16 protein-coding genes are annotated in these 18279 nt (G+C 60.7%); 3 read left to right on the plus strand and 13 right to left on the minus strand.

Going from position 1 to position 18279, the window contains the following annotated elements; translation table 11 throughout:
* Position 1: 1 nt before the first annotated feature.
* From AC53L6_RS20125 to AC53L6_RS20145, 5 genes are all read right to left on the minus strand, one after another.
* The gene (locus tag AC53L6_RS20125) at positions 2 to 916 is read right to left on the minus strand and encodes a carbohydrate kinase family protein (RefSeq protein WP_496909137.1); all 915 of its coding nucleotides are present in this window, start codon (positions 914 to 916) and stop codon (positions 2 to 4) included.
* Positions 913 to 1530: a nucleoside/nucleotide kinase family protein gene (locus AC53L6_RS20130; protein WP_496909138.1), complete on the minus strand. Its 618-nt coding sequence runs from the start codon at positions 1528 to 1530 to the stop codon at positions 913 to 915. The genes AC53L6_RS20125 and AC53L6_RS20130 overlap by 4 nt, the downstream gene beginning before the upstream one ends.
* A complete protein-coding gene (locus AC53L6_RS20135) occupies positions 1531 to 2301 on the minus strand; it encodes an ATP-binding cassette domain-containing protein (protein WP_299205431.1) in 771 nt (256 codons plus the stop codon).
* A complete protein-coding gene (locus tag AC53L6_RS20140) occupies positions 2298 to 3365 on the minus strand; it encodes an ABC transporter permease (RefSeq protein WP_299205428.1) in 1068 nt (355 codons plus the stop codon). Before AC53L6_RS20140 ends, AC53L6_RS20135 begins: the two co-directional genes overlap by 4 nt.
* Before the next feature lie 128 nt (positions 3366 to 3493).
* Positions 3494 to 4513: a sugar ABC transporter substrate-binding protein gene (locus tag AC53L6_RS20145; protein ID WP_496909139.1), complete on the minus strand. Its 1020-nt coding sequence runs from the start codon at positions 4511 to 4513 to the stop codon at positions 3494 to 3496.
* A 148-nt stretch (positions 4514 to 4661) separates the two neighbouring features.
* Here AC53L6_RS20145 and AC53L6_RS20150 point away from each other — a divergent pair, with 148 nt between their 5' ends.
* Positions 4662 to 5864 (plus strand): ROK family transcriptional regulator, encoded by a 1203-nt coding sequence (locus AC53L6_RS20150; protein ID WP_496909140.1) that lies wholly within the window; start codon positions 4662 to 4664, stop codon positions 5862 to 5864.
* Between the two features lie 21 nt (positions 5865 to 5885).
* Here the strand turns inward: AC53L6_RS20150 and AC53L6_RS20155 are convergent, their stop codons facing one another.
* The 5 genes from AC53L6_RS20155 to AC53L6_RS20175 all read right to left on the minus strand — a co-directional run bounded on the left by AC53L6_RS20155 (position 5886) and on the right by AC53L6_RS20175 (position 12827).
* The gene (locus tag AC53L6_RS20155; protein ID WP_299602299.1) at positions 5886 to 6974 is read right to left on the minus strand and encodes an ABC transporter ATP-binding protein; all 1089 of its coding nucleotides are present in this window, start codon (positions 6972 to 6974) and stop codon (positions 5886 to 5888) included.
* A 53-nt stretch (positions 6975 to 7027) separates the two neighbouring features.
* The gene (locus AC53L6_RS20160) at positions 7028 to 8683 is read right to left on the minus strand and encodes an alpha-amylase family glycosyl hydrolase (protein WP_496909141.1); all 1656 of its coding nucleotides are present in this window, start codon (positions 8681 to 8683) and stop codon (positions 7028 to 7030) included.
* A 10-nt stretch (positions 8684 to 8693) separates the two neighbouring features.
* Positions 8694 to 9848 carry a carbohydrate ABC transporter permease gene (locus tag AC53L6_RS20165; RefSeq protein ID WP_299550227.1) on the minus strand — a complete coding sequence of 385 codons (1155 nt, stop codon included), beginning with the start codon at positions 9846 to 9848 and terminating at the stop codon, positions 8694 to 8696.
* A complete protein-coding gene (locus AC53L6_RS20170; RefSeq protein WP_496909244.1) occupies positions 9848 to 10903 on the minus strand; it encodes a carbohydrate ABC transporter permease in 1056 nt (351 codons plus the stop codon). The genes AC53L6_RS20165 and AC53L6_RS20170 overlap by 1 nt, the downstream gene beginning before the upstream one ends.
* A gap of 565 nt (positions 10904 to 11468) precedes the next feature.
* Positions 11469 to 12827: an ABC transporter substrate-binding protein gene (locus tag AC53L6_RS20175; RefSeq protein WP_496909142.1), complete on the minus strand. Its 1359-nt coding sequence runs from the start codon at positions 12825 to 12827 to the stop codon at positions 11469 to 11471.
* Positions 12828 to 13073: 246 nt separating this feature from the next.
* On the opposite strand from AC53L6_RS20175, the gene AC53L6_RS20180 reads away from it, so the two are divergent.
* Positions 13074 to 14111, plus strand: a complete 1038-nt coding sequence (locus tag AC53L6_RS20180; RefSeq protein WP_299205403.1) for a LacI family DNA-binding transcriptional regulator — start codon at positions 13074 to 13076, stop codon at positions 14109 to 14111.
* A 2-nt stretch (positions 14112 to 14113) separates the two neighbouring features.
* Positions 14114 to 15439, plus strand: coding sequence for a GH1 family beta-glucosidase (locus AC53L6_RS20185; RefSeq protein WP_496909143.1), 1326 nt, complete (start codon positions 14114 to 14116; stop codon positions 15437 to 15439).
* Here the strand turns inward: AC53L6_RS20185 and AC53L6_RS20190 are convergent.
* The 3 genes from AC53L6_RS20190 to AC53L6_RS20200 form a co-directional block, all read right to left on the minus strand.
* Positions 15432 to 16289 carry an SDR family oxidoreductase gene (locus tag AC53L6_RS20190; RefSeq protein ID WP_496909144.1) on the minus strand — a complete coding sequence of 286 codons (858 nt, stop codon included), beginning with the start codon at positions 16287 to 16289 and terminating at the stop codon, positions 15432 to 15434. The two genes, AC53L6_RS20185 and AC53L6_RS20190, sit on opposite strands and share 8 nt — an antisense overlap.
* Positions 16290 to 16377: 88 nt before the next feature.
* Entirely contained in the window at positions 16378 to 17478 is a 1101-nt protein-coding gene (locus AC53L6_RS20195; protein ID WP_299602307.1) for a Gfo/Idh/MocA family protein, read from the minus strand.
* Between the two features lie 11 nt (positions 17479 to 17489).
* Positions 17490 to 18200 (minus strand): GntR family transcriptional regulator, encoded by a 711-nt coding sequence (locus tag AC53L6_RS20200; RefSeq protein WP_299602309.1) that lies wholly within the window; start codon positions 18198 to 18200, stop codon positions 17490 to 17492.
* Positions 18201 to 18279 lie beyond the last annotated feature (79 nt).

An 18279-nucleotide genomic window follows, 5' to 3' on the forward strand; every position in this document is an offset into this window, starting at 1 on the left:
ATCAGTCCAGTTCAGTTTGCCAGGGCGGGTTCGCTCCGGCGCGAGAGACGGTGATGGCGGCGGCACGGGCGGCCAGGGTCAGCATATCCGTCAGCGTGCCCTCGTCCAGCACTGCAACATCCGAAGGCGACAACGCGCCAGAGCGGCGCAGGGCCGCAAGGCAACCCGCATTGAACGTGTCGCCAGCGCCGACGGTATCGACGACCGCCGCCTTTTCTGCAGCGACCCGCACCCGTGTGCCATTTGAAAGATGCGCCGTCGCCCCGTCGCCCCCTTCGGTCAGCAGAAGCATCTTCGGCCCCATGTCCAGTACGGCCCGCGTCTTGGCGTCCAGATTGCCGTTGGGCACCAGCCAGCCGATGTCATCATCCGACAGCTTCACGATGTCCGCGCGCTCGATCAGCTTGGTCAAACGGGCGCGATACCCGTCGTGATCAGAGACAAAGCCGGGGCGGATGTTCGGGTCTGCCATCACCAGCCGATCAGCGGGTTGGGACAGGGCCAAATCCAGCAGGCTGTCCGCCACCGGCGGGTTGCAGAGAGAGATGCCGCCGAAGAACATTGCCTCTGTCCCCGCGGGGACAGCAGCAATATCAACAGGTCGGATGTTCCGCGTAGCGGTTTCGTCGTCATAGAACGTGTAGGTGGCATTGCCCTGATCCAGATGCACAAAGGCCAGCGTCGTGTTGCGGTCGCTGCGCACGGCATGGTCCGTTGAGACATGGCTGGCGGTTAGGCGATCCGCGATCATTGCACCAAACGGGTCCGAGGACAGGCCGGTGACCAGCCCGACGGGTTCGCCCAAGCGGCCCAAGGCCACGGCGGTGTTCAGAACCGCGCCTCCGACATGCGGCACGTAAGCGCCGTGGGCATTCGGGATCATGTCGATCAGGGCTTCGCCCGCGCAAAGTATCATTGGTCTATCTCGTTCAATGTGAGGTCGGCAGGTGCTGAGCGAGTCAGCACGGTGGTGATATTCGGCACATCGTTGGTGTCAATCCATGCCTGTGCATCAGGCTTGCCATGTTCGGCCCAACGGGCTTTCAGCCGGTCGATCAACAGATCCATCGGGGGGTGCAACGCAATCGAGAATGTCCAGAGATCGTGCAGCTTGGTCCAGGGCGGTGCGTCAAGCAGCAGGTAGTTTCCCTCGACCAGCACCGTGCTGCATCTCGCCTCGACCCGTCCCGCGCCTGCTACGGCGATTTCGCGGGTGCGGTCAAAGACAGGAAACACAATCGGGTCGGGCGATTGCAGGGCGGTGATCAGCCGGCAAAAGCCATCTGCATCGAACGTGTGTGGTGCGCCCTTGCGGTTGCGCGTCCCGTCACGTTCCAGCAGGCAGTCGTCAAGGTGAAACCCATCCATGGGCACCACGGCAGCGTGCTCGCCTCGCTGTGACAGCCGCGCGGCAAGGGTTTCTGCCAGCGTGCTCTTTCCGCTCGCAGGCGGACCCGCCACGGCCACAAGACGCCTGTGTGGCGCAGCGGGCCGATCAAGGATCTGCGCACAGATCTGGTCGAAGGTCATCTACGCTGCTATCTCCGGGACCGCCGCGCCGGTCATGTAAGCGACAGCGTCGGACATCGAATGATCCTTGGGGTCGATTACACATAGGCGCTTGCCCAACCGGTGTACATGGATGCGGTCGGCCACTTCGAAGACGTGCGGCATGTTGTGGCTGATCAAGATAATTGGGATGCCCCGCGACCGCACATCAAGGATCAACTCAAGCACCTTGCGGCTTTCCTTGACCCCGAGGGCTGCCGTCGGCTCGTCAAGGATCACCACCTTGGACCCAAAAGCTGCTGCGCGCGCCACGGCGACCCCCTGACGCTGACCACCAGACAGGCTTTCGACCGCCTGATTGATGTTCTGGATCGTCGCAAGCCCCAGCTCGCTCAGCTTTTCGCGGGCAAACTTCTCCATCGCCTGCTTGTCGAGACGGCGAAATACCTTGCCCATGATCCCGGGTTTGCGCAACTCGCGCCCCATGAACATGTTATCCGCAATGGACAGGGCAGGGGACATGGCAAGCTGCTGGTAGACGGTTTCGATGCCTTCCTCGCGCGCCTCGATGGGCGAGCGGAACTTGACCTCGCGCCCCTCCAGCCACACCTGCCCTTCGTCCGGGACAACCGCGCCCGACACGGCCTTGATCATCGAAGATTTGCCCGCCCCGTTGTCGCCGATCACGGCAAGGATTTCGCCAGGCATGAGGTCAAAGTCGGCATGGTCAAGCGCTGTGACCTTGCCATAGCGTTTGACGAGGTTGCGGGCTTTGAGAATGGGTTCGGTCATGCCGCCACCTTCCGTATCCATTGATCTACTGCGACGGCTGCGATGATCAGCATGCCGATCAGCATGAATGTCCATTGCGGGTCCGCCCCGGCCATCCGTAGGCCCAGTTCGAACACGCCCACGATGAGGGCACCAAAGAGTGCACCTGCAATCGATCCACGGCCGCCAAAGAGAGAGATGCCGCCGATCACCACGGCGGTGATGGATTGAATGTTGCCAATCACTCCGGTCGTTGCGGAAGGGGAGATCGAACCGAACCGCCCAATCATCACCCAGCCCGCAAGCGCGCAGATGAACCCGGCGGCCATGTAGACGGACATGTAGGTCTTGTGCACGTCGACGCCGGACAGTTCTGCCGCCTCGGGGTCATCCCCGACAGCATAGACATGTCGACCCCACGCGGTAGATCGCAAGGCATAGGCCAGCACGATGAACAGGGCGATCATGCCCAGAACGCCAAGGGTGAATGTCGCACCGCCAAACTGGATCTTGGTCCCGAGGAATTGGAGAAAGGAAGCCTCCGCCTCGATGTCTTGCGACCGGATGGTTTCGTTGGCGGAATAGAGATAATTCGCGGCCAGCACGATCTGCCACATGCCTAGTGTCACGATGAAGGGTGGCAGCTTCATACGGCTGACAAGCCATCCACTGATGGCGCCCAAAGTCGTGCCAACCGCCAAGCCGATGGCAACAGAGACAGCGGGTGGAACACCATAGCTGAAGGTCGCCTTACCCATAACAACGGTGCACAAAACGGCGATGGCTCCAACGCTTAGGTCAATACCAGCCGTCAAGATGATCAGGGTCTGTGCGGCGGCCAGCACGCCTACGATCTGTACCTGTTGCAGGATCAGCGTCAGCGCGAAGGGCGAGAAAAAGCGCTGCCCCAGCAGGATGCCAAAGAGCGCGATGGAAAAGATCAGCACGATCAACGGCACCAGTGATGGCGTCTGGTGCAGCGTATGCTGCACGCGCCCGACAAGGCCTCGACGATGATCCTCGAACTCTGCGACGGTTGCATCGGCTGAAGTGGCTGCGGCTTCGTAGTTGTCCGATTGGGTCATGGGTGGTCCCGATGTCAGGCAATGAAATGGGGCAGGCGACGTGCCCGCCCCAAGTATAGCTTAGTTCTTGTTGGTATTGGGAGGCCGGTGAGGCACCGGCGCTCCGCAATTTGATCTGCTTTCGCTGATCAGCCCCAGCACAGGTCCTTGCCTTCGGAGACCGAGATGCTCTCGACCCCGTCGGCAGGCTTGTCTGTCACCAACGCCACGCCCGTGTCAAAGAACGCCTTGCCATCGGTAGCTTCGGGCTTGGTCCCGTCAGCGGCCCAGGCAGCAATCGCCTCAATCCCCAAGGATGCCATCAGAAGCGGGTATTGCTGCGATGTCGCGCCAATCACGCCATCGGCCACGTTCTGTACGCCGGGGCAGCCACCGTCGACGGACACGATCAGCACATCGTTTTCACGGCCAATGGCTTTCAGCGCCTCATAGGCACCGGCAGCGGCGGGTTCGTTGATGGTGTAGACCACGTTGATAAACGGGTCCTTGGCCAAAAGGTTCTCCATCGCGCGGCGGCCACCTTCCTCGTTCCCAGCGGTGACGTCATTGCCGACGATGCGGGCATCGGTTTCGTCGCCCCACTTGTTGGGATCACCGACGTCGATGCCGAACCCGGTCAGGAAGCCCTGATCGCGCAGCACGCCAACGGTCGGCTGGCTGATCGCGAGGTCGAGCATGCCGATCTTGGCGTCTGCTGCTGCATCCCCAAGGGTCGCGGCAGCCCATGCGCCAATCAGCTCACCAGCCAGAAAATTGTCGGTGGCGAATGTCATGTCAGCCGCATCAATGGGCTCCAGCGGGGTGTCGAGCGCGATGACCAGCAGGCCCGCATCCCGCGCTTGCTGTACCACAGGTACAATGCTGGCGGTGTCAGAGGCAGTCAGAAGGATACCCTTCGCGCCATTTGCGATGCAGGTTTCGATCGCTTGCACCTGGGTTTCGTGGTCACCATCCACCTTGCCCGCGAATGAGCTGAGGTTCACGCCAAGCTCTTCCGCCTTGGCGGTCGCCCCTTCGCGCATCTTGACGAAGAACGGGTTGGTGTCGGTTTTGGTAATCAGGCAGGCAGACACGGCGTGGCCGTCTGCAAATGCTGCGCCCGCCATGGTGGTCATGGCACAGGCTGTGCCAAGCAAGAGTTTCTTCATGGTGTCCTCCCAGTCGTTGTCGGATCGGGAAAATGCCCGACCCAAACTGACCCAAGGGAAACGCGATTCTGTGATCCTGTCAATTAATAATTCAACTTGATTTATTAATTGACGCGCGCAAAGATTGATGAAGGGAGGATACGGTCAGATGACACTGGACCACGTGCGCACCCTGTCCGGAGGCATCAACCAGACCGGCGTGCGCGCTTACAATGAACGGCTGATCCTATCGATCCTGCAGCGCAATAGCGGACTGCCGGGCAGGGATCTTGCGCGACGGACCGGTCTATCGCCACAGACCGCATCCGTGATCCTGCGCAAGCTGGAACAGGACGGTCTGCTGCTGAAAGGCGATCCGGTCAAAGGCAAGGTGGGCAAGCCGTCAGTGCCGTACTTGCTGAACGCGGACGGCGTGTTTTCTATTGGACTCAAGATCGGGCGACGGACCGCCGATCTGCTTGTGCTGGATGCGCTTGGACAGGTGCGCCATCAGCTACGCGACACCTATGACTATCCGCTGCCTAGCGCTGTCTTTGCGTTTCTGCGTGACGGGTTTGCGCGGTTGATGGAGGAAATGGACGATAATACACGCACGCGCTTGTGTGGCGTTGGCATAGCCGCCCCATTTGAGCTGTGGAGCTGGCACGAATTGCTGGATGCTCCGGCCGACGAGTTCGCCGCTTGGAAAGACGCTGATTTCGTCGCCGAGGTGGGGCGCATCACTGATCTGCCGGTGCGCATGGTCAATGACGCCACCGCTGCCTGCCGCGCCGAGCATGTGTTCGGCATAGGGCGGGAGTATCGGGATTACATCTACTTCTTCCTGGGGGCTTTTGTCGGCGGAGGCGTGGTGCTGGATCATGCCGTGTTCGAGGGCAATCAGAAGAACGCAGGTGCCTTCGGAACGATGCCGGTGGCGGACTTGCGGGGCAGGCCCGCGCATTTGATTGACCTGGCGTCGATCCGAACGCTCGAGCTGCGTCTGATCGAGGCCAGGCAAGACCCCCGGCAACTGTGGGAACAACCGCAGGACTGGTCCCATCTGGAAGCCTTTGTTCAGCCGTGGTTGGAGCAGGCGGCCGACGCCTTGGCACTGGCCGGTGTGGCGTCATGTGCCGTGATCGATGTCGAGGCTGTTGTGATCGATGGTGCCATGCCCAACGGTATACGCGAACGGTTGGTCGACATGACCCGCGCAGCACTTGCGACCAAGGACATGCGCGGGTTGATCCCGCCGGTGACAGTCGCCGGTCAGATCGGTGGAAATGCGCGGGGGATTGGGGCGGCTGCCGGACCGATCATCGGGCAATTGCTGCTGGATCGGTCCGCGGCCTTGTTCGATCAGGGGTAGGGCGCCGAGGCGCCCAAATCCTTAGCGATAGTAAAGCGATTGGCCGTTTGAAAACAGCTGCACCTTCTCTGGCGCAGCCGTCACCTTGACGGATTTGCCGCGCAGATCCTTGTGGATGCCGGGCATCTTGGCCAGTACGGCCTGTTCTCCCTCGGGGGCTTCGAAATACAGGATCGTGACTTCGCCCAAAGCTTCGGTGAAATCGACCTTGCCTTCAAACACGGCGTCACCATCGGTTTCGACCATATCTTCGGGACGGACCCCTACATTGACCTGCATCCCCTTGTCGCCATCCTGCGTGGGTACGGCAGAAGTGATGACGGATCCGTTGCCCATCTTCACCTTGGTCTGTGCGCCGGTCTCGACAATCTCGCCCGGTAGCAGGTTCATCGAAGGCGAGCCGATGAACTGTGCCACGAACTCGTTCTCGGGGCGTTCATAGAGATCAAGGGGCGAACCCACCTGCGCGATGCCCTTGTTGGCCAGAACCACGATGCGGCTGGCAAGGGTCATGGCTTCGACCTGATCATGCGTCACGTAGATCATGGTGGAGTCGGGCATCGACTCTTTCAACTGCGCAATCTCGATCCGTGTGGCGACGCGCAGGGCGGCGTCGAGGTTCGAAAGCGGTTCGTCGAACAGGTACACCTTGGGATCGCGCACGATGGAGCGGCCAATGGCAACCCGCTGACGCTGACCACCGGACAGGGCCTTGGGCAGCCGATCCAGATAGGGCTCAAGCTGCAGGATACGCGCAGCGCGGTTCACCGCCTCATCAATCTCTGACTGCGATTTCTTTGCCAGCTTCAGGGCAAAAGTCATGTTATCCCGCACGGTCATGTGCGGATAAAGCGCGTAGGACTGAAACACCATGGCAATGCCGCGCTGGGCGGGTGGCACGTCATTCACGACGGTCCCGTCAATCTCAAGCGTGCCGCCGGTGATCTTTTCCAGCCCCGCGATCATGCGCAGCAGCGTGGACTTGCCGCATCCGGACGGGCCGACAAAGACAATCAGCTCGCCTTTTTCGATGTCGAGGTTGATGTTGTTGAGCACGTTAACCGTGCCGCCATATGTCTTTTCGACATCTGTCAGTTTCAAGTCGGCCATGGTTGGTCCCTCCCTTCGGGCGCCCGGTCAGGACCGGGCCCCGTTCTCCTCGTTTACGTCTTCAAGGCCAGCGCCACCTGCCACGCGCCCAGATGGACATGCCCATCGGGGCTGGGGGCGGTGCTGCCCAGTTCTGACCCGATGGTGACCCAGGCCCCATCGGGCAGGTCCAGCGTGGCCGGTTCGTCGCTCAGATTGACGGCGCAAAAGATCACCTGGTCATCATGCGTGCGGGCGAAATGCACGACGTCGCCGGTCGCCTTGACCTCGTCATGCGCACCTTTCGACAACGCCTTGTGGGCGTGGCGCAAGGCGATGGCCTTGCGATAATGATGCAGCAGGGCGGCTGGGTCGTGTTCCTGTGTTGATACTGCGTTGTGCAGATGATCACGGCTGACAGGCAGCCACGGCTCACCGGTGGTGAACCCGCCATGGCTGTTCGATGGCTCCCACACCATGGGCGTCCGGCACCCGTCGCGACCCTTGAACTCGGGCCAGAACTCGATGCCATAAGGGTCCTGCAGGTCTTCAAAGGCCACGTCGGCCTCAGGCAGACCCAACTCTTCGCCTTGGTACAAACAGACCGAGCCGCGCAGGCACAGGATCAGCGTTGCATAGGCGCGCATCGCGGCGGGGGACAGGTCCCACCGGCTGGCATGGCGGATGACGTCGTGGTTGGAAAACGCCCAGCAAGCCCAGCCATCCGTGGCCACATCGTCCACTTTGTTCAGTACCTCGACAACACGCGCGGCGGTCAGCGGATCCTTGGCGAGAAATTCAAAGGCATAGCACATCTGTACGCGCTCATCGCCCTCAGTGTACTGGCCCATGATCTCAAGCCCGCGCTGTGCGTCGCCGACTTCGCCCACGGCAGCCGCGCCGGGGTATTCGTCCAGCAATGACCGGAACCGCGCCAGGAACTCCAGGTTCTCGACCTGGTTCTTGGAATAGAGGTGTTCCTGGTGGTTATACGGGTTCACCGACGGGGCAATGGTTGCGTTGCGCTGTTCGGGTGGCAGGGCCGGATTGTCGCGCAAGTCCTTGTCCGCGTAGTAGAAGTTGATCGTGTCCAGACGGAAACCATCCACGCCACGATCCAGCCAGAAGCGGGTCACGTCCAGCAGCGCATCCTGCACTTGCACGTTGTGGAAGTTCAGGTCGGGCTGCGTCGACAGGAAATTGTGCAGATAATACTGCTCTCGCCGCGGTTCCCACGTCCAGGCGGGACCACCAAAGATCGACAACCAGTTGTTGGGTGGCGTGCCATCGGGCTTGGGATCGGACCAGACATACCAATCGGATTTGTCATTGCTGCGGTCCACATGGCTCTTTGCGAACCATGGATGCTGGTCCGAAGTGTGCGACAGAACAAGGTCGATCATCACGCGCAGGCCCAAGGCATGCGCCGTCTCGACCAGCGCGTCGAAATCGGCCAGCGTGCCGAACATCGGGTCGACGCCACGATAGTCGCTGACGTCATAGCCAAAGTCCTTCATCGGCGAGGTGAAGAAGGGCGAAATCCAAATCGCATCAACCCCAAGCGACGCAACATAGGGCAGGCGGCTGGTGATCCCGTTCAGATCACCGATGCCATCGCCATTGCTGTCCTGGAAGCTACGCGGATAGATCTGATAGATCACCGCCCCGCGCCACCAGTCCTTGTCCGCCACAAGAGTCCGAGCCATGTCGAATTCCGCTTTCTTGTTCATACACTAGATCCTATTTAACCGACCCGGCCAGCAGACCGCGCACCAGGTACTTCTGCATTGCAAAGAACACGCACAGCGGCACCGCAATCGACACGAACGCCGCCGTCGCAAGGATTTCCCAGTTGCCACCCCGTGTGCCCAGCAAGTTGACGATCTGGTCGGTCATCACTGTCGTCTGCCCCGTGGCGTCAATCAGGAACACCTTGGCCACCAGCAGGTCGTTCCAGGTCCACAGGAACTGGAAGATCGCAAAGGACGCCAAGGCGGGGAACGACAGTGGGAGGATGATCTTGGTAAAGATCTGGAAATCCGTCGCGCCGTCCACCTTGGCGTTTTCGATGATGTCTCGCGGCAGGCCAACCATGTAATTTCGCAAGAGGTATATCGCCAGCGGAAGGCCAAAGCCGGTATGGGCCAGCCAGACGCCCAGATACCCTTTGCCGATGCCGATCCCCACGTGCAGTTTCAGCAGCGGGATCAGCGCCAATTGTAGCGGCACCACCAGCAGGCCCACGACACAGGCAATCAGGATCGCCCGACCGGGGAAGTCCATCCACGCCAGCGCATAGGCGGCAAAAGCGGCCACAACGATGGGAATGATGGTGGCCGGAATGGTCACGGTCAGCGTGTTGAAAAACGCCTTGGCCATGTTGTCGTTGCTGTCACCACTGGTCATGATGTTCACATAGTTCTCGGTCGTGAACTCGGGCGGTGAGACGGCCGTGACAAAGGCACGCTGCCCCCGGCCACTGATCTGCTCGTCATTGCCGGACCAGACATAGTTGCCTTCCGCGTCGACCGAGAATGTCTCGCCGTCACCCAGGTCAGCCACGTCTCCCGCCTGATAGGCATCGACAGCGCGGGACGATGTGCCCCAGCTTTGAATTTCACCCGGCGCGCCGTTGTCGCCAAAGAAGTTGCCCTCGACCACGAACAGGTCTCCGCGCTGTACACGGTTTTCATCGGGGTCAGCGGCGCGATACCGCTCGGTCTGTTCTGACGGAAACAGGGATGCCCACCAGCCCGATCCGACGATCTGATCCGCCGTGCGGAACGAGGACACCAGCAAACCGAAGGTTGGGAACACCCACAAAGCGACGAGCAGCACGACCGAGATGTTGACCACCCAGCCCAGAGACGATTTGGAACCAGCTATATTGTCCATTATTTCATCTCCTTACGGGCGTTGTAGACGTTCCAGACCAGGATCGGGGACACCATGATCATGATTATGATCGCGGATGCCGACCCCACGCCCCAATCGTTGGCGCGGAACAGTTTGTCGAACATGTAATTGGCCAGAACCTGCGTCTCCCACTGGCCGTTGGTCATCGCGAACACGATGTCGAACACCTTGAGGACGGTGATGGTGATCGTTGTCCAGACCACCACGATGGTGCCCATGATCTGCGGCACCTTGATCTTGAAGAAAATCTGGAACGGGTTGGCTCCGTCCACGATGGCCGCTTCAACCGTTTCTTCGGGGATGCCGCGCAGGGCGGCAGACAGGATCACCATGGCAAAGCCGGTCTGGATCCAGATCAGCACGACCATCAGCAGGAAGCTGTTCCAGAAGGGTATGGTCAGCCATGTCTGCGGCTGGCCGTAGGGATAGTCGAAGGTGAAAATACCCACCAGCGAGGTCAGCGACAGGTACACGAGGTAAAGCGCCGCAACACCCACGAACAGGCGCAGGGGCACGTATCCGGCCCCGCCGCCCCGCTGTTTGCTTTCAGCAATAGGGCGCACGAAAATCCAGCCGACATAGGCGACAATCGCAGCAAAGGCCAAAAGCATGATGGCAGGCAGCACCTGCAGGAACAGGAACGACCCGATGCCGCCGTCAAATTGCAGCCAGACCGAATTCAGCACACCGATCTGGTTCTGATCTGCAGGCCGTGCCTCGTAGACCAGCTTGAAGATCACGCCCGCGCCCACAAAGGAAATCGCCATCGGCATGAAGATCAGCGATTTGGCGGCCGATCCCCATTTGATGCGGTCAGTAAGCTGTGCGGCCAGCAGGCCAAACGCCGTCGACGCGGCAGGCACAACGATCAACCACAGCAGGTTGTTGCGTAGTGCTTCCCAAAACTTTGGCTCGCCCATCATCTGGTTGTAGTTGGCAAGGCCGACAAAGGCGCCGCCTTGGTCCCGGTCGGTCAGGGACAGGCGCAGCGTTTCGAACACAGGGTAGGCCAGGTAAAGACCCAGCGCGAACATGGCCGGGAACAGGAACAGCCAGGGACGCACGATATTGGCCCGGTTGATGTTTTGCCCTGCGGACTGTGCACCTTTGCCGACAATCAGATATAGGACCCCAAACGCGATGACGGCCGCGACAACTGTAGTTGTCAAACCGCTCAAAAAGTCACTCGTAACCTCTTGCCTTAATAAGTCCGCAGCTTGGTTGGTTAACTGGCCCGACGCTGAGTTGATACCCAGCAACTCCAGCAGATGTGCTAGACAAAACAGTACAAAGGCAATCACACCAACAAGTCCTGCGGCCCAAATGCTGGTACGCATCCGGTTTGCTTGTGCCTCATGGGCATCTAGGTCCCGTGCGGGAAACACGACCTTGTCGAGGATCTGGTTCGATCCCCAGAAATACAAAAGACATCCGCCGACGCCGGCGAGAATGGTCACAAGTCCCAACAGTGCAGGGTTCATCTGGCTTCCTCCCTAGGGGCGAGGCCCGGTTTTTAGGGGTCTCTCGCGACCGGCGCAGGCCGGTTCGTGGGACCAGCCCGCACGCAGCGGACTGGTCTGTCTCTTGTGAGGTCGACGCTTACTTCAAAGCGTCCCAGCTGGACTGGATTTCGCCTGCCACGGTGGCGGCGTCCTTGCCACCTGCGTAGTCAACCATTCCGGTCCAGAACGTCCCGGCACCAACGCCACCAGGCATCAGGTCCGACCCGTCAAAGCGGAAGGTCGTGGCACCCAGCAGAACTTCACCCAGCGCACGCAGCGTGTCGTCCTTGTAGGCGTCCAGGTTCACACCGTTATGGGGTGTGAGGAAGCCGGTTTGCGCCATCATGAGCTCGTGGCTGATCGGCTCCTGGAAGAACTCCATCAACGCGTTTGCGCCATCCGACGGATTGGTGATCGCCATCAGCGTACCGCCACCCAGAACCGGGTCGCCCAGATCCTTTTCAGCATAGGAGGGGAAGTAGAAGAAGTTGGTGTCGACACCAAACTCCACATCCTCGGGGAAGAAGGCGGGTACGAACGACGCCTGGCGGTGCATGTAGCACTGTGGCGGCGAGGTGAAGAGGCCCTTGGGCGAGTCGCGGAAATCGGTCGATGCAACGGCACCAGACCCACCGGCGACCTTGGCATCATCACGTGCAAACCAGCCGAACTCCTCGATCGCAGCAACGACACGTTCGTCGTCAAACGGGATCTCGTTGCTGGTCCACTGGTCATAGACGTCTGGCGACACGGTGCGCAGCATCATGTCCTCGACCCAGTCGGTCGCAGGCCAGCCTGTCGCTGCACCTGATCCCAGACCGATGCACCACGGCGTGTCCCCGTCGGCGACGATCTGATCCGTCAGCGCCTTCAGGTCTTCCATGGTTTCCGGCACGTCATAGCCAGCATCCTCGAAGTTCTCGGGGTTGTACCAGACCAGCGATTTGACGTTCACGTTGTAGAAGAAGCCAAACACCTGATCGTTGCCATCGGCATCCGCATAGGTGCCCAGATCAACCCAGGACTGACCGGCGGCATAGTTTTCCTTGACCCAGTCACCCATGCCTTCAGGCAGGGGATGCAGCTGGCCTTTGCCCGCCATCACGGAAGCCAGACCTGGCTGAGGGAACACGGCAATGTTCGGGGCCGAACCGGCCTCGGCATCGATCACGATCTGCTGCTCGAAGCTGTCGGATCCGGTGTAGATCACATCGGCGCCGGTGGCCGCTTCGAAATAGGCCAGAGCGTTGTTCAGATAGCCATCCTCGGGTGTCAGCCAGGGGCCGAACACGGTGATGGTCTGACCGCTCAGGTCAGGGGCCCCTTCGGCCCATGTGTCATAGCTGTCCCAGCTGAACGGGCCTTCGCCCGGTGCAAAGGCCAGATGGCCGTCGGCCTGTGCCGATGCAGCCGTGATAGCCAACGCCGCGGCGCTGGCCAGAAGTTTATTTGTCATTCTGGTCGTCCTCCCATTCGTGTTCAAATCCAACATGCTGATTGACCAGTTCATGCCCGCTTTCATATTTGTCAAAGCGCTTTGGATGCCGTGAACGTTGCCGAATTTTCGCGTCCTGTCAAACGCTGAGCTGTCTCCGGTACAAATTAGCCTAACACGTTATGCGAGAGTGATGAGATGTTTTGACGTTAGCGCAACCAGCCGTTAGCGTCGCTATAACTAAAGCGCTTTGGAACGAATCCGCCTGTGAATCTTAAGGAACTGTCATCTTTGTTGGGTCTTAGTCAGACCACGGTCAGCAGGGCCCTGAACGGTTATCCCGAGGTGTCCGAGAAAACCCGCGCCCGCGTGGTTCAGGCGGCCGAGGCGCACGCCTACAGCCCCAATACACGGGCCCAGGGCCTCGCCACCGGTCATTCCAAGTGCATCGGCCACGTGATTTCGGTGAGTGATTCGGCGGAAATGGTGAACCCGATCTTCGGGGACTTCATGGCCGGGGCAGGTGAGACCTATTCGGCGCACGGCTATGACATGATGGTCACGCGCGTCGGCGCGCAGGACGAGGCGGACACTTATCGCAGCCTCAAGGCTCGTGGCGCAGTGGATGGCATCGTGGTGCACGCCCCGCGCCGCAACGATGCGCGGCTGGCACTGCTCGACAAGATCGGGCTGCCCTACGTCGTCCACGGCCGCTCAACCGGTATCAAGACGCCATACTCGTGGCTCGATGTGAACAACACCCGCGCCTTTTCCGAGGCGACGTCCTATCTCGCGGGCCTTGGCCACAGTCGCATCGCTCTGATCAACGGGCAGGAAACGATGGACTTCGCCATCCGCCGCCGCTCGGGCTACGAATCCTCTCTGCGCTTCGCTGGCCTCTCCATCGACCCCGCATTGATGAGCACGGGCGAGATGACCGAAGCCTACGGCTATACGCAAGCCAACGCGATGCTTGAGCTCGACCAGCCGCCGACCGCCTTCCTTGCGGCCTCGATCATCTGTGCCGCCGGCATCCGCCGCGCGCTGGACGAACGCGGCCTGCGGGTGGGGCAGGACGTGTCCATCGCCACTTTCGACGACTGCCTGAGCTATTTTGGCAATGGCGGCGACCAGCCCGTATTCACCGCTTGGCAATCCTCCGTGCGGGCGGCTGGAGCGACGCTGGCCCAAATGCTCATTGACCGCATTCGTGCCCCGCACGCCCCGCATATCACCAAGCTCTGGGAGGCCGAGTTCGTCTCGGGCGCCTCGACCGGCCCGGCACCGGGCACATCCAAGGACTGATCATGTTCACGCACAAACGTACCGATTTCCCCGAGGTCTTCCTCTTCGGGGCCGCAACCTCTGCTTACCAGATCGAAGGGCACGCCTATGGTGGCGCGGGCCGCGCCATGTGGGATGATTTCGCCGCCACGCCCGGCAATGTTGTCCGGGCCGAAGACGGCGCGCGCGCCTGCGACCATTACCACCGGTATGAAAGCGATCTCGACCTGCTGCGCGATGGTGGCTTCGACGCCTACCGCTTTTCGACAAGCTGGGCGCGGGTCATGCCGGACGGGCGCAATGTGAACCCTGAAGGCTTGGATTTCTACGACCGGCTTGTCGACGCGATGCTGGAACGGAACCTGAAACCCTGCGCCACGCTCTACCATTGGGAATTGCCCTCGGCGCTCGCCGATCTGGGCGGCTGGCGCAACCGCGACATCGCGGGCTGGTTCGGCGATTTCACCGAAGCGGTCATGGCCCGCATCGGCGACCGCACTTATTCCGTGGCGACAATCAACGAATTCTGGTGCGTGTCCTTCCTGTCTCATTTCCTCGGCCACCACGCGCCGGGCCTGCGCGACATCCGGGCCACGGCGCGTGCAATGCACCACGTGCTTCTGGCCCACGGCACATCGATCGAACGGATGCGCGGCATGGGCATCGGCAACCTCGGCGCTGTGTTCAACATGGAATGGGCTACACCCGCCGATGACAGCCTCGAAGCGGCAGAGGCCGCGGCCCTCTACGATGATTACTATAACCACTTCTTCGTTTCCGGCGCGTTCAAGGGCACCTATCCCGACCGCTTGACCGCAGCGTTTGGCCCCCATTTTCCTGACGGCTGGCAAGACGACATGACCACCATCAAGGCCCCGCTGGACTGGGCCGGGATCAACTACTACACGCGGTCGATCCTTGCCCTGAATGATGGTCCTTGGCCGCATCATCACAGCGTTGAAGGCCCACTGGAAAAGACGCAAATGGGGTGGGAGGTCTACCCGCAGGGCCTGCGTGATTTCCTCGTGCGGACAGCGTCTGAATACACCGGCGATCTACCCCTCTTTGTGACCGAAAATGGCATGGCGAATGCCGATGTGATCGTCGACGGGGTGGTGCAGGACGACGCCCGCATCGCCTACTTCCAAAGCCACCTGCAAGCGGTCCGCGACGCCATCGCCAAGGGCGTGCCGGTGCAGGGCTACATGGCGTGGTCGCTCATGGACAATTACGAATGGGCGCTGGGTTATGAAAAGCGGTTCGGCATGGTCCACGTGGATTTCGACAGCCTCGAACGCACGCCCAAAGCGTCATGGCATGCGTTCAAGGACATGCTGACCGCTAGCTGAGGAACGTATCCACCACCTGCTGTTGCAGCTTCTTTCCATCGGGGTCGAGGTCGGTCTTCAGTGCACAGAACGCCTCGCCCCATTTTGACGTCCGGGTGCGGATGGGCGGGGCATCGGATGCCACGCACTCCATGACAACAGCCGCCACTTCATCGGCGGTCTGGTAGATGTCACTGCCCGCCTGCCGGGTCTGCGACCCGCCCACATATTTCTGCAGAATGGGCAGATATTCATCGTCCAGCATCCCGCCGGTCTCTTCCACCTGCTTCATCACGTTGGCAGCAAACTCCGACGCGATCCCACCCGGTTCAACCACCGTGAAGTTGATCCCGAAATGGGGCGAGATGTACGACGCCATCGCCTCCATATACCCTTCGACCGCGAACTTGGCGGCGCAGTAAATCTCGTTGAACGGCTGACCAACCAGCCCACCGACTGAGGATATGGTGATCACATGCCCGGCGCGACGCTCGCGGAAATGGGCGATCAGTGCCTTGGTGCAGCGCACGGCACCCATGAAATTGACGTCCATGACCCAGTTGATGTCATCTTCGCTGGCCTGCTCGGTCGACCGCACAAACCCGGCGCCGGCATTGTTGATCAGCACATCAACATGCCCTTGCGCACCCAGCACGTCTTCAACGCAGGTAGCGATCGACGCGCTGTCCTGCACGTCCAACTGCGTGACATTCAGGGTGACACCTGCCGCCTCGGCCGCCTCATCCAGCGCGGTCCGCTTGTCCAGATTGCGCATGGTGGCATAGACCGTGTGGCCCGCCTGCGCGGCCTGCACGGCCAGGGAAATGCCCAGACCCGAGGAGCATCCGGTGATCAGAATGACTTTGGACATGGGTCAGCTCCTTTTTGATGATTGCGATACAACCAGCAATGGGCCCGCCCCAAAGGATAGTCAAATCCACCGTGCGGCAAAGCCCCGCCTACATCCACTGACGCGGATCAACCGCTTGCCCGGTGCGCGCGCTTTCCTGGGCTGCGATCCCCATCGCCACGGCGGCCCAGCCGTCGCGCAGCGTGACCTCTGGCGCACCCTGACCACGCACCAGCGCGGCAAAGCGTTGATGTTGATAAAAGGTCGATCCGTTGTGATCGCCCGCCTCCAACAGTGTTGGATCGACGGGAATGTCATGGGTCACAGGCCCTTGCGGTTGGCGCGGTGATGTCACCAGCTTGGCAATCGGGGCAGGGCCCAGATGCGCGGGCCAGAACCGGCCCGGTCCGGGCACAAACGCCTCGATTTTACCGATCGGCCCAACGGCAGACAGCTCTTCCTGATAGGCGGACCCTTCGGCGAACATGCACAATTCCAGCATCGCGCGGGTGCCATTGTCGAATTCGACCAGCGCATAGCCGCTGTCGACGATGTCTGGCACCTCGCCTCCATAATCCTCGTCCAGATGATTTACGGCTTGGCTGGCCGAGGCCATGACACGCACCGGCTCCGCGCCCATCGCCAGACGCATCAGGTCAAAGAAATGGCAGCATTTTTCGACAAAAGTTCCACCCGTGTAGCGGTTGAAGCGGTTCCAGTCGCCGACCTTTTCCAGAAACGGAAAGCGGTGTTCGCGCACCGACAACTGCCTGATGCCCCCGGTCGCCTCCGCAGCCTTTTCAAGAAACTGCGCGATGACGGGCATATAGCGGTACTCCATCGCCACCCAGATCGGCGCAGGGTAGCTGTCGCGGAACGCGGCCAGCTTTGCGGCATCGGCGGGGTCCGTGAACAAGGGCTTTTCGACCAGCAGGGGCAGGGGGCGCGTGGCCGCGATCTCTTCCATCTGTGCCACGTGGCAGAAGTTCGGGCTGACGATCAGCAGGCAATCCAAGTCTTCAACGGCCAGCAACTCCTGAACAGAACCCACCACCTGTGCCTCGGGCACGATGGCTGACGCCTGTGCAGCCATGCCCGCATCCGGTTCATAGAACGCGGCGACACTTGCCTCGGGCAACAGCGCAATATTGCGCATGTGTTCCTGCCCCATCATCCCGCATCCGATAATGCCATAGCGTACCTGGTCCAACCTGCGTTCCTTCACTTCATGCGTTGCACATAAACGGCCCGCGCGGGGTCGTACCATGTGCGGGAAAATTCAATGGGTGCCGCTGCGTCTGCCCAGCTCAGGCGCTCGACATACCCGACCGTGTCGCCGGGACGCGGGCCATAGGCATCGGGCGCCCAGTCCGGCACCGCGCCCAGCGACACCCGGTCCTCGGCCCGCTGGATCCACAGACCCAGCTCTTTGCGGTACGTGGCATAAAGGGATTCGGACATCGTGGCTTCCGACACGATTCCCGCATCCGCATCCAGCCAAATCTCTTCGACAGCGATGATTGTGTCATTCAGGGACCGCAGCCGCCGGATGCGCGTGCCCCGGACCGCACTTCCGAAATCTGGTAGGTCAGCGGGCTTGCCCATCAGATCAACAGACAGAACCTGCGCCCGCGGCAGCCCACCACCTTCAAGCAGTTCCAGCCGGAACATGGCATAGACGGTGCCCGTGTCGCCCCCCGCCCGGATATAGTTGCCGGAGCCTTGAACGCTCTGCACCAACCCCTTTTCGCCCATGTCCCGCAGGGCTTTGCGCAACGTGCCGACGCTCACACCCAGCTCGGCGGCCATGTCGCGTTCGGGCGGCAAACGCTCGCCATCGATCAACCGGCCAGAAATGATATCCCGGGTCAGAAGCTCGGCGATCTGCACGTAGATGGGCAGCGACTGAGGGGATTGTTTTTGCGTGGTCACGTGGGGTTACAGGTTGCAGTGCATAAAATTGATACACCATTGATCTACATCAATGACAGTGTTACGCAAGTGCCAAGTT

It is taken from the genome of Tateyamaria sp. LSS28 (assembly GCF_059611725.1).